This is a genomic window from Coleofasciculus sp. (assembly GCF_046565525.1).
Lineage (GTDB): Bacteria > Cyanobacteriota > Cyanobacteriia > Cyanobacteriales > Coleofasciculaceae > Coleofasciculus.
Window position 1 is genome coordinate 1 of record NZ_JBKHUP010000010.1, and the last position, 12,281, is coordinate 12,281.

Here is a 12,281-nt window from a genome sequence, read left to right on the forward strand (position 1 = left end):
CAAGAATTAACTGGGCATCAGTATGGGGTCAATGCTGTAGCCTTCAGTCCTGACGGTAAGCAAATCCTCACTGGCTCAGAGGACAAAACTGCTCGCCTGTGGGACAATCAGGGCAATTTAATTCAAGAATTAACTGGGCATCAGGATGCAGTTTGGGGCGTAGCCTTCAGTCCTGACAGTAAGCAAATCCTCACTGGTTCAGAGGACAAAACTGCCCGCCTGTGGGATGATCAGGGTAATCTGATTCAAGAATTAACTGGGCATCAGTATGGGGTCAATGCTGTAGCCTTCAGTCCTGACGGTAAGCAAATCCTCACTGGCTCTTATGACAATACCGTCTGCCTCTGGGATAACCAGGGCAATTTGATGCAACAATTAACTGGGCATCAAGGTGGAGTCAATGCCGTAGCTTTCCGCCCCAATGGCAAGCAAATCCTCACTGGCTCTTATGACAAAACCGCCCGCCTGTGGCATAACCAGGGCAATTTGATGCAACAATTAACTGGGCATCAGGGTGGGGTCAGAATTATAACCTTTAGCCCCGACGGCAAGCAAATCCTCACTGGCGACTTTGACAATACCGCTTATCTCTGGAATCTCCAGGGTACTTTAATTAAAGAACTGACTGGGCATCAGGGTGGGGTCAATACCGTAGCCTTCAGCCCCGATGGTAAGCAAATCCTCACTGGCTCATCTGACAAAACCGCCCGCCTCTGGGACAACAAGGGCAATTTGATTCAAGAATTAATGGGGCATCAGCGTGGGGTCAGAGTCGTAGCCTTTAGCCCTGACGGCAAGCAAATCCTGACCGGCTCATCTAACAAAACCGTCCGCCTCTGGGATCACGAGGGTAATCTAATTAAAGGATTAATTTGGCATCAGCATAATGTCTTTGCTGTAACCTTCAGCCCCGACGGTAAGCAAATCCTCACTGGTTCATTGGACAAAACCGCCCGTCTCTGGGACAATCAGGGCAATCTGATTCAAGCATTCACCGGGCATCAGGGTGACGTCAATGCCGTAGCTTTCAGCCCCGATGGCAAGCAAATCCTCACTGGCTCTTATGACAAAACTGTCCGCCTCTGGGACATCCAGGGCAATTTGATTCAAGAATTAACTGGGCATCAGGGTTGGGTCAAAGCTGTAGCCTTCAGCCCCGATGGTCAGCAAATCCTGACTAGCTCATCTGACAAAACCGTCCGCCTCTGGGACATCCAGGGCAATTTGATTCAACAATTAACTGGGCATTCTGATTCACTCTCTCATGTAGCCTTCAGCTTAGATGGAAAGCAAATCTTGACTAGCTCATTTTTTGATGAAACCACCCGCCTGTGGGACTTGCAAGGGCGGCAGATTGCTGAATTTGCAGGCTATGGAACTATCAGCCCCGATTGGCGCACCATTGCCCTCATTCAAGGGAAGAAAGTCGTGTTAAAGCGAGTTGACCGCAATTTAGATGAACTCTTGGCGCGGGGTTGTGATTGGCTCCAGGATTATCTGGCGACGCATCCGGAAGCGCGGGAGCGGTTGCCCGTTTGTCGAGAGTAGAGGATGGGGATTGGGAATTGGCTTAACCCCACAGTTGATACCCCGTTGAATTCCGCTAGATTAGGGCACGATAATATCGTACCCCTACCCCATGAATTATCCCTGATGTAGGGGCGCACGCCGTGCGCCCGATTTAATGGTAAAATCTATTCCACAATTTTAACTGTGTCAGTCCACTACAAACTATGACACGACTTGACAAACCTGTAAGCTTCAACTGGGCAATTTGCTCAAAAAACTGGCATCCTATTATATAGAGGAACTCAACGTCAGTATTCAGTCATCTATCTTTTGGCTTATCTGTCATCACTGAACCCTAGCACCGACTGAATCTGGATTGGCTCATCTATCCACAGAACCTTTTCAGGATAACGATTATGCCCTACCAAAATATTAGCGCTACGCTTTCCGACGAAGATAAAGAAGCGATTAAAGCCGCTATCAAAACCATTGAGGAAAAACTCTCGTTCTTGGTGAATCTGAGTGTTGAAGAACGCCGTAAGCTGTTTAAGATGGGAGATAAAAGCTTGGGATTTGTCCAGAATAGTTTAAATATTGCCCAGTCGAATCCGGATATTTTGCCCAATAGCTTTGATTTTAATGAATTTGTCCAGGATTATAAGTTAGCACTGGCGCTGCAGGAAATTTTCTTGGAGTTGCGCCAACTGGAGGAAAAGGTAGATGATACGCTGCTGGCGGTGGGAAGTGAGGCGATGGGGAGTAGTTTACAGGTGTATGAGTATGTGAAGACGGCGGCTAAGCGCACCCCCGGTTTAAAGGCGGCGGCGGAGGAATTAGGAGAACGGTTTAAGGCGATGAAGGCGAAGACGCCCAAGTCAGATGCGGGTTCTGCGCCGACGAGTTAAGCGGTTGAGGGATATTGGGAAAGGCAGGATTAGATAAGAATACGGGAACAGAAAGAATTATTGCGGCTTTAGCCTGATTGTTTTGTTATTCAGGTTTGGCTGGGCTGCATCCCAGTTTTAGAGACGCGCCATGGCATTGTAGAGACGCGCCATGGCGCGTCTCTACAGGCTGGGGAGGAGATGGATTCTGTTGACGAGTATTATAGATTCGTCAGTGAGTATCAAAGATTCGTCAGTGAGTATCAAAGACTCGTCCGCGAGTATCAAAGACTCGTCGGTGAGTATCAAAGACTCGTTGGTGAGTATCAAAGACTCGTTGGTGAGTATCAAAGACTCGTCAGTGAGTATCAAAGACTCGTTTATGAGTATCAAAGACTCGTTTATGAGTATCAAAGACTCGTTTATGAGTATCAAAGACTCGTTTATGAGTATCCGCAAGCTGGGCGGTTGAAACCGCAGCTACACAAACGAAACCCGCCTGCGCGGGTTTTCAATATTTCATTAGTCCGCGTAGGCGGACTTTGTTTGTCTAGCCGCGATTTTAATCGCCGTGGCAAAAGGGGATTACTAATCCTTTTTGATTACACCACGCTCAACTAAATAACGCTTAAATTCCACACCCTGACGCTCGACAATCTCCGTATCATAGACATGAAAGCCATATTTTTTAAACAACCCCAAGCTAAACTCACTGGCTTCTGCATATAAGCGCTCAATCCTGTGATTTTTGGCATAATCCAAGAGCGTTTGCATCAGAGTCGAACCAATCCCTTGGTGGATGCGATCGCGCCGGACATAAACTGAGGTAATATGACCATCATCGGCTATCCCTGCAAAGCCGAGAATCCCGGTTTCATCTGTCGCCAGAAATGTTGTCCCTGACAAAATGAACTCGCGGAACCTGACACCATCTGCTGCAAACGACGCCCAGCTATGAGTTTGCTCATCAGAGTAATAATGCGGCGCGATCGCGAGTACCGTTTCTTGATACAATTGTGCCAGTTCCGGAATATCCGATTCTTGTGCCATCCGAATCGTCATGTCTATAATCAGTGAAAAATTAGGTCACCGATGCGGTTGTCTCATCCGTCTCTGTTGAGAGTAAATGGTCTTCTGATGTCAGTAAGTGGTCTTCTGAGGGCTGCTCAGATTGCTCTTTTTCTGTACACACATCCAAGTCAAACCAAAAGGTTGTACCAATCCCCACTTCACTGACTAAATAGACTCGGCTGTGGTGTTTCTCCACAATATTTCGGACAATAGAAAGACCTAAACCTGTACCTTCTAGGGTATGCACCCGGTTTTCGACGCGGAAAAATCGATCAAAAATCGCTTCTTGATCCTCCCAATCAATCCCAATACCCGTATCAGAAATTTCCACCCGAACTTGGGGAATTTCATCCGGATGATGGGGATTGGTTTCTAGGGGATAGGTACGAATCACCACTCGTCCACCAGATTCTGTGAATTTCAGCGCGTTGCCCACCAAGTTATCAAAGACTTGCAGCAATAAGTCATAATGCCCTAACACAAGAGGCATTTGGGGCGCAATTTCCTGAACCAGTTCAATCCCTTTATCCCGGGCATTAAGCTGGTAGGTGCGGAGGGTTTGCTCCACAGGTCCTGCCACGTCTACAGGTTCAAAATGATATATGCGGCAAGATGTCTCTAGTCTCGACAAGTCCAAAACATCGTTAACCAGACGAGTTAAACGGTCGGTTTCTCGATTCGCCGTTTCCAGAAATTCTTGCCGTTCTACTTCGCTCAATTCTTCGCCGTATTCGTGTAGGGTTTCGATAAATGACTTGATATTAAATAATGGTGTTCTCAGTTCATGAGAAACATTGCTAATAAATTGACTTTTTGCCTCATTCAGTTCAACCTCACGGGTAATATCCTGCACTGTCATGGCAATGCCTTTGATACTCTCGCGATATTGGTCAAACACCCGTGTCAGCAGAATCCGAACCGTGCGAGGTGTAGGTTCACTCAGGGTAATGCGAAACTCCTCTCCTTCCCGTTCCCCTGTCGTTTCGCCGCCAGCAATTTGATACAGGGGTCGCGTTAGTTCCAGGGTAACGGCTGTCGGTAGATGATGCAGCACGTTTTCGCCAACCAGGGTATGACTATCCCAGCCAAAAAGACGCCGCGCCGTCGGGTTGACCAAAATCACGTTCAATGTGGTATCGATCAATACAGCACCATCCGCGATCGTAGATACCAAAGTTTCCAGTTTGGCTTTTTCTGCGGTCAACTCCTCAATATTTTGTTCCTCATAGCGCTCTAAGCGTTCTGCCATTTCGTTGAAGCTGGAAATCAGTTCTCCCAGTTCTCCTCCTAGGGGTAAGTCTATGCGCTGCTTGAAGTTCCCAGCGGCAATATTTTTGACACCCGTTAGCAGTTCTTTAATCGGTTGTGTAATCGTCAAGGCATTAAATACCGCGCCCAGAATCACCATCACCCAAATCGAGATAAACACAGCAATGGTGACATCCCGGGTCAAATTCGAGGAGGCGACAACTGTGGGATTGGGGTTAATGCCAATGGCTAAAACTCCCAGATACTTGCCTTCATGGGTGAGAGGAACAAAAACATCAGTAACTTCCCCGTCTGGGGTCAGATGCTGCCGAACCATCGGTAGGTCTGAGTTTTTGGCATAATCTTCAGGAAGCTGAATTCGGCGTTGAATCGTGAGAGAATTGTGAACTTCTGATTCAGAAAAGGGGATGCCGAAGAAGATTCTGCCATCCTCGTCAGCGTAAATCATATAGCGCACGCTAGAGGTACTGCTATAAAAACGGTTAGAAAAGCGAGCGACTTCTGTCAGATTGTTTTCCGCAATCTGAGGCGCTACATTAGCCGCCAGCAGTAGACCCAAATCCCGACCAAAACGAGTATCGTTCACTCGGGCGTCTTGTTGAATCGTGTTGACCGCCCAAAAGGTCAAGCCACTCATAATCAGGGAGACGGCTAAGGTCGCCGCCGCCATTAATCGGGTCTGGAGAGTAAACTCCGACCACCACCGTGCCAGTACTTCTCGGAAGGTTTTCAGCAAAGCCAGAAAAATTGGTTAATCAGCATTAAACGGAAAAGTTTCCTTAATTTATATTAAATTCTCTCAAAAATTGAAGCTTTGAGCAAGGAGAGGGTGATGGGGGAAGTTTTGAGTTAACTCCCATATCCTCCTCGGCTCCTCGGCTCCCAGACGTGGGATGACACGTCTGGAACATCCTCTGTCTCCCTGTTCCTGCTCTTGAGTACAACTGTCGATCTGACAGGGGTTAGGTTTGGGTGACGCGATGACCGATATCTTTACGATAGTACATTCCCTCAAACTCAATACAGTCGAGCGCACGATAAGTGGCTGAAATCGCACCTTCTAATGTTTCGCCTGTTGCTGTCACCCCTAAGACGCGCCCACCATCGGTTAGCATTTGTTGCTGCTTAAACTGAGTTCCGGCACAAAAAACCGTAGCACCTCGTTCCTGCGCTTGTTCAATCCCATTAATAACATGACCTTTCTGATAAGCACCCGGATACCCTTGAGCCGCCGCCACCACACAAGCAGCCGCCCCAGGTTGCCAGCTAATGGGGGGAAATTCTGCCAGTTTCCGCCCTGTACAAGCCAGGAGTAACTCGTGCAGAGGCGTTTCCAGCAACGGTAAAATCGCTTGGGTTTCTGGGTCACCGAAGCGACAATTAAATTCCAGAACGGTAGGATCACCTTGAGGCGTAATCATTAATCCCGCGTAGAGAACACCGCGATAGTCAATCCCTCGTTCCTGCAACGCATTAACCGTGGGTTGAAGAATGTCTTGCTCAATCCGTGCCATCAAGCTAGGATTCACCAACACAGAGGGAGCAAAAGCGCCCATCCCTCCCGTATTGAGTCCCGTATCGCCTTCACCAATCCGCTTGTGATCTTGAGCGGGTAATAAAGGACGAATTGTGATGCCATCGGTTAGTGCCAAAACAGATACTTCTTGACCTGTGACACATTCTTCGATGACCACGGCATTAAACTTATTCTTAAACAAGAACTCAACCGCCGCCACCGCTTCCTCAATGGTTTGAGCCACCGTAACCCCTTTTCCGGCTGCCAAACCATCTGCCTTGACGACAATCGGGGCGCTTTGATCTTTCAGATATGCGATCGCCTCATCCTTATCGGCAAACATAGCAAACCCAGGAGTAGGAACGCCAGCCGACTGCATTAACGTTTTCGCCCAAGCCTTACTCGATTCAATTTGGGCACCCGCTTGCGTGGGACCAAAAACCACCAAGTTTTGACGGCGCAGATAGTCCGTAATCCCCAACGCCAAAGGGAGTTCCGGACCAACAACCACTAAAGAAACATTATGAACCAAAGCAAACCGGGCAATTCCGGCAAAATCATCCACTCGTAAGGGCAGATTCTGACACTGTGGGTTTGTTGCTGTACCCCCATTGCCAGGAACACAGATTACTTGTTTAATGCGTTGAGATTGCAACAGTTTCCAGGCGAGGGCATGTTCGCGTCCCCCATTGCCAACCACCAAAATCTTCACGTTAGCCTTGCGCTCCCGAAGAAATGAACGATAAAGTATACACTGCCATAAAGCAGGTGGTACATCTGCTTGTGCTGTACCCAGTGAGTGTGTGAGTTGAGCAAATGCCCTCCATTATGCCACGGGATTGGGCAATAATTTACATCGGTGCTAGCCGTTCAGGGAATTTCCCTCAGCTTTCTGCTGTACGTAAGGGATCAGTTCACTCATTAGATTTATGAGTATTTTTTTAAAAAGTAAATATAGCCAATTTAAATAATTCGTGAAAAAAAGGGCTGAAAAGCATGTCCAGTAATGGCTACTAGGCTACTATTTGATGACAAATTTACACACACTGTTTGTATATTTTCGTTAAAAGTAATAAAGAACACAGAATTTTCAATTCAGTTTGAGTTATGCTACCTTCAACAAATGTTTCATATCCAAAATTTTCAAGCCGAAAGAACTGGAAAACAGAAGTCAAAAGGTAAAGTTATGCTTAATTTACCGGAAAGCCAGAATTTACCAGGAAACCAGAGATTTCCAGAAAATCAGAAGCCATATATTGAGCTTTCTGTAGTTATGCCTTGTTTAAATGAGGCGGAAACGCTGGAAGCCTGCATTAAGAAGGTGCAAGAGTATTTCGCCCAATATGATATCTCAGGCGAAGTTGTCATAGCTGACAATGGCAGCACGGATGGGTCGCCAGCTATTGCGAAGCAAATGGGCGTTCGGGTTGTAAATGTGAAAGAGAAAGGATACGGTAGCGCCTTAATGGGTGGTATTCGCGCTGCCCATGGGGAGTATATCATTATGGGTGACGCTGATGATAGTTATGACTTCACTAACCTGACTCCTTTTCTGAAAAAGCTACGAGAGGGCTATGATCTGGTCATGGGTAATCGCTTTAAAGGCGGGATCAAGCCAGGGGCGATGCCAAGGCTACACAAATATTTAGGCAATCCTGTCTTGACATGGATAGGGCGTTTACTGTTTCCTAGTCCCTGTGGTGATTTTCACTGCGGGCTTCGTGGTTTTCGGAGGGACGCGATCGCCAAACTTAACTTACGTACAACCGGGATGGAGTTTGCTAGTGAGATGGTAGTGAAAGCCAGCTTGTATAAGCTGCGGATTACGGAAGTCCCAACAACCCTATCTCCGGATGGTCGCAGTCATCCTCCTCACTTGCGGAGTTGGCGAGATGGTTGGCGACACTTGCGATTTTTGCTGCTGTACAGTCCGCGCTGGTTGTTTTTGTATCCAGGGGTGTTGCTAATGCTTATTGGTTTTATCAGCTCTTTTTGGCTTTTATCGAGTCCGAGAGTACACACTTTGCTATACTCATCCACGGCAATTTTTATTGGGTTTCAAACAGTATTGTTTGCGGTATTTACCAAAATTTTCGCAATTAGCGAGGGGCTGCTGCCAGAAGACCCTCGATTAAATAGGGTGTTGCACTATATCGACCTAGAGAAAGGATTAATTGTCGGTAGTATTCTGTTATTAGTGGGAATTGCCGGATCTATCTATGCTTTTGGCATTTGGGGAATCAATTCCTTTGGTTCACTCAACCCTTCTCAGATGATGCGAATTGTTATCCCAGCAGAGACCTGTCTGGCGTTGGGTTTTGAGATTATTTTGTCAACCTTCTTTTTGAGCATATTAGGATTGAAACGACAATGAATTTTGTTGAACAAATTCACGGCAGATATATTTTCAACCGAAGGGTTGATATACTCAGCGATCATTTAGCCAAGCTGATACCACAAAATGCTCACCTGTTGGACGTTGGTTGCGGTGACGGATTAATTACAGATTTGATTATGCAGAAACGTCCTGACATTCAAGCCCAAGGTATCGATGTCTTAGTTCGTAATCAAACGCATATTCCCGTCATTCCATTTGATGGACAAGTAATCCCCTTTGATGAGAAAACTTTCGATGTAGTGATGTTTGTAGATGTGCTTCATCACACAGAAGATCCGATGATTCTGCTTCGCGAAGCTGCTCGTGTTACTCGTAGAGCTATCGTTCTTAAAGATCACACATGTAATGGATTGTTTGCTGGCTCAACCTTGCGATTTATGGATAAAGTTGGAAATGAGCGTTATAGTGTGGTACTACCCTATAATTATTGGTCTAAACAGAGGTGGTTCACTGCGTTTGAAGAACTATTTCTAAAAATTGATGTTTGGAATAAAAATTTGTCACTTTATCCTCTTCCATTAAATTTAATATTTGATCGTTCACTTCATTTTGTTTCAAGACTTTATGTCACATAGTTGTCATAATCTATACTTGATAAGCTTTAGCAAAATTGTGGGTATAAGTTCAGCGACTAGCATCTAAGGGACTTGCGGCTTAATAATATACCAATCAAGCTTGGCTGAGTTGATGAATACAGCTTTCCTCACTGGTACTTTATTGTTACGCAGATCCCTAACATTAATTACAATTTCCCAAAATAACAAAAACATGATTAAGATTTTAAAGAGCAAAAGTGGATACTATGAATATCAACCTAAACTCGGTGGACTGGTGAGTGAAATTTCTTGGTATGTCCGTAAAAAAATATTTAAGTCATTGATGAATACTGCATATCCTACTTCTGAAACAACGGTTTTAGATGTAGGGGTAACTTGCGATAAGCGTCAAGAATCAAATTTTTTTGAAAAGTTATATCCATATCCAAATCAGATTACGGCTGTTGGTATAGAAGACGCCTCTTTTCTAGAACAAGATTATCCAGGCTTGAAATTTATAGAAGCTGATGCTTTAAGACTACCTTTTCCTGATAAAAGCTTTGATTTAGTCGTAAGTTTTGCTGTAATTGAGCATATAGGTAGTAGGGAACGACAACGTGCATTTGTTCAAGAACTTTGTCGTGTTGGTCGTAGCTGTTATATTACTACTCCTAATCGATGGTATCCGATAGAATTTCATACAGCATTGCCCCTTATTCACTGGCTTCCTCCCTCATGGTTTCGCTCTATCCTACAATTGATTGGTAAAGATTTTTGGACACAAGAAGAAAACCTAAATCTTTTATGCGAGAGGGATATGTTACGCTTTTTTCCCAAAAACTCTAAAATTAATAAAATGCATTTTCGACTACTCGGTTTGAGGTCAAATCTAGTTTTTTATATTGGAAATATATAGAAAAAATGGATAAAATAATAATAATTTTATTTATTTTCACCCTCAATGTTTTATTATTTGGGTCAATAAAGTCAGACCGACTGGTGCTGAATTTGCTCAAAAACGTTGGAGTTGGCACAATTGTACCCAGCATTATTACCAAATATTCAATCAATTGGTTCATGAAGTCAGGATTTAAATAAAACAAACAGATTTAATTATCACTTTGTTCCTTCCTTTTGGCTTAGTAAATCTAGAACGAACATTTCCCCATTGTCATATATTCGTTTTCGAGTTTCGCCAAGTTCATTTAAATTATCTTGGAAATCCAAAGTGTGCCGTGCCTCATTTCTAAACCAAATATGAACTTCAGGTCTGAGGTTACTTTCTAATGATTGCTTTGAACGTCCTAATCCTTTAGCATAAGAATAGGCGACATATCGAATAGATTTATCGGTTAAATAATCTGCTAAAGCCTCTCCTCCTTGAAAGAAAGGCATACCAGGCGGAGGGCTAGCCGCACCGGGAAAGTCCACAACAAATATTTGATTGCGCTTAAAATCTAGGAGAAAAGGTTTCTTAACTGCCGCTAATACTTCTGCTTGTTCTGGAATTGCCTGCTGCATTTGCTTATATTGATTGACCTCCTCTGGTGCAACCAACTCTACATTACTTAATCCAATCTTTATTTGGCTTATACTTTGGGCATACAAATCTTTATAGATGGGATTTCCCAAAAACAGACCTGCAACAAAGACAGCAACAATTACAGAAGTAGAAGGGTTAAAGTTTTTGCAGTAAGTAATATTCTTATCACTTAAAACTATTGTTATTAACAGAATTATACCAGGGATAACAAAGACAGTTGAATAACGAGCAGCAGATACTCCCCCAGTGGCTAAGGCTATTAAAATAGTTCCTAACCAACAACTAACAATCACTATCAGAGGAGAACTGCGACGTATTAATTGTTGACCTTGGCGCAAGACTATAATAAAACTCAGCAAATAAAACGCTAAAAATTTAACATTAATTACTGAGCTTAAGATAATTTTTGCCGATTTTAATATTGTGTTCTCGCTAGAAGGATTTAGATAAGTTCCATATACCGAGCCATGATATCCCTTCCCCAATAGCGGATATAGTAAAGTTCCTGATGATTGATACATGGATATCATCCAAGGTAGTATAAATAAGCATCCTAGAATCACAGCCACACAAAATTCAGACATAGCTATTTTCCGCTTATCCGATCTAATACTATAAAAAAAGTAACTCAGTGTAACTAGAACTATACAAGGAGGAATTAAATTAGTTTTTAGCGTACAAATTGCTGCTGTGAGTAAGGCGATAATACAGGCATTTACCGCAAAATAATTAGACTTCAGCTTATCCCAATCTAAAGTTATGTATAAACTTAAGAAAAGAGCCATACCTGTAACAACACTGGTCATGTTTCCCTGATCAGTTGGACTAACCAGAAATACAGTCAGAATGAGCAATGCTTTTTTCGGAGATATTTTTTTCTCTTGAAAATATCCTATAAGGACTCCAATAGCGACGAGTAAAGCAACTCCATAATCAATAATATTTAAATTAACTTCAGATAAGGTACTAAGACTGAAAGTATCTAAGAAAGCTTTGCCTCCCAAAGACGAAACCAGCCTTCTTCCATTAAAAGGATCAAGTCCCATCGATCCCATCTGAAGCATCTTTTTGGGAAAAATAAAATATGCCTGGTAGTCATCTAGAGGTTGAAATGGTAAAAAAGGAGGAACTCTAGGCGTAGACACCCAGCCTGCATAGCGCAAAAAAATTAGTAAACTGACAAAAATAGTACCAATAAGCACTACCTTATCTTTACGGCAATGGCGGATATACTGTGATAGCCGATTAAGCGTAAAGTTTCGCCTTGCAGACAAATCGAATAGCCAGAAAACTAAACCTAATCCTAGGTAGACTAATATAACCGTTCTAGAAATAACCCATGTAACATTTAATACACCACCCACAATAATACTAAACGCCATCCCCCAGGCAGCTTTTTGCCCCCAATCAACAGGAAATTTGGGGAACAAACAGCGGTTAACGACTCCTCCCCATCCAACAAGGGACAAAAGAATGCAAAGTCCCCAGGCAAAAGCGAAAAGATATGAGGTCATGGCTCATACACACTAAACTGTTTTTTTATTTTAGCAGCAAA

10 protein-coding genes are annotated in these 12,281 nt (G+C 43.9%); 6 read left to right on the plus strand and 4 right to left on the minus strand.

The features are described from left to right. The 3 genes from ACLGGO_RS05235 to ACLGGO_RS05245 form a co-directional block, all read left to right on the plus strand. Positions 1–1,548 (plus strand): eIF2A-related protein (locus tag ACLGGO_RS05235; protein WP_446418509.1); only part of this gene is annotated, 1,548 nt, incomplete at its 5' end. Between the two features lie 377 nt (positions 1,549–1,925). Continuing rightward, a complete protein-coding gene (locus tag ACLGGO_RS05240) occupies positions 1,926–2,414 on the plus strand; it encodes a hypothetical protein (protein WP_446418510.1) in 489 nt (162 codons plus the stop codon). Positions 2,415–2,594: 180 nt separating this feature from the next. Next, complete coding sequence (locus ACLGGO_RS05245) at positions 2,595–3,014, plus strand: hypothetical protein (protein WP_446418511.1); 420 nt, start codon at positions 2,595–2,597, stop codon at positions 3,012–3,014. On the opposite strand, the gene ACLGGO_RS05250 is transcribed toward ACLGGO_RS05245, so the two are convergent. The 3 genes from ACLGGO_RS05250 to purD all read right to left on the minus strand — a co-directional run bounded on the left by ACLGGO_RS05250 (position 2,982) and on the right by purD (position 6,961). Next, positions 2,982–3,455 (minus strand): N-acetyltransferase family protein, encoded by a 474-nt coding sequence (locus ACLGGO_RS05250; protein WP_446418512.1) that lies wholly within the window; start codon positions 3,453–3,455, stop codon positions 2,982–2,984. The genes ACLGGO_RS05245 and ACLGGO_RS05250 overlap by 33 nt on opposite strands. A gap of 19 nt (positions 3,456–3,474) precedes the next feature. Then, positions 3,475–5,403: a two-component system sensor histidine kinase NblS gene (gene nblS, locus ACLGGO_RS05255; protein WP_446418566.1), complete on the minus strand. Its 1,929-nt coding sequence runs from the start codon at positions 5,401–5,403 to the stop codon at positions 3,475–3,477. 292 nt (positions 5,404–5,695) lie between these two features. Continuing rightward, the gene (purD, locus tag ACLGGO_RS05260) at positions 5,696–6,961 is read right to left on the minus strand and encodes a phosphoribosylamine--glycine ligase (protein WP_446418513.1); all 1,266 of its coding nucleotides are present in this window, start codon (positions 6,959–6,961) and stop codon (positions 5,696–5,698) included. Between the two features lie 561 nt (positions 6,962–7,522). On the opposite strand from purD, the gene ACLGGO_RS05265 reads away from it, so the two are divergent. From ACLGGO_RS05265 to ACLGGO_RS05275, 3 genes are all read left to right on the plus strand, one after another. Then, positions 7,523–8,623: a glycosyltransferase family 2 protein gene (locus tag ACLGGO_RS05265; protein WP_446418567.1), complete on the plus strand. Its 1,101-nt coding sequence runs from the start codon at positions 7,523–7,525 to the stop codon at positions 8,621–8,623. Further along, positions 8,620–9,222 carry a class I SAM-dependent methyltransferase gene (locus tag ACLGGO_RS05270; RefSeq protein ID WP_446418514.1) on the plus strand — a complete coding sequence of 201 codons (603 nt, stop codon included), beginning with the start codon at positions 8,620–8,622 and terminating at the stop codon, positions 9,220–9,222. Before ACLGGO_RS05265 ends, ACLGGO_RS05270 begins: the two co-directional genes overlap by 4 nt. A 112-nt stretch (positions 9,223–9,334) precedes the next feature. After that, positions 9,335–10,099, plus strand: coding sequence for a methyltransferase domain-containing protein (locus tag ACLGGO_RS05275; protein WP_446418515.1), 765 nt, complete (start codon positions 9,335–9,337; stop codon positions 10,097–10,099). Between the two features lie 200 nt (positions 10,100–10,299). Here ACLGGO_RS05275 and ACLGGO_RS05280 read toward each other — a convergent pair whose 3' ends face one another. Continuing rightward, the gene (locus ACLGGO_RS05280; RefSeq protein WP_446418516.1) at positions 10,300–12,240 is read right to left on the minus strand and encodes a hypothetical protein; all 1,941 of its coding nucleotides are present in this window, start codon (positions 12,238–12,240) and stop codon (positions 10,300–10,302) included. Between the last annotated feature and the right edge of the window lie 41 nt (positions 12,241–12,281).

Coding starts and splice junctions, on each gene's coding strand:
- ACLGGO_RS05240 (WP_446418510.1), top strand. CDS start 1,926: ATGCCCTACCAAAATATTAGCGCTACGCTTTCCGACGAAGATAAAGAA.
- ACLGGO_RS05245 (WP_446418511.1), top strand. CDS start 2,595: ATGGATTCTGTTGACGAGTATTATAGATTCGTCAGTGAGTATCAAAGA.
- ACLGGO_RS05250 (WP_446418512.1), bottom strand. CDS start 3,455: ATGACGATTCGGATGGCACAAGAATCGGATATTCCGGAACTGGCACAA.
- nblS (WP_446418566.1), bottom strand. CDS start 5,403: ATGGCGGCGGCGACCTTAGCCGTCTCCCTGATTATGAGTGGCTTGACC.
- ACLGGO_RS05265 (WP_446418567.1), top strand. CDS start 7,523: ATGCCTTGTTTAAATGAGGCGGAAACGCTGGAAGCCTGCATTAAGAAG.
- ACLGGO_RS05270 (WP_446418514.1), top strand. CDS start 8,620: ATGAATTTTGTTGAACAAATTCACGGCAGATATATTTTCAACCGAAGG.
- ACLGGO_RS05275 (WP_446418515.1), top strand. CDS start 9,335: ATGAATACAGCTTTCCTCACTGGTACTTTATTGTTACGCAGATCCCTA.
- ACLGGO_RS05280 (WP_446418516.1), bottom strand. CDS start 12,240: ATGACCTCATATCTTTTCGCTTTTGCCTGGGGACTTTGCATTCTTTTG.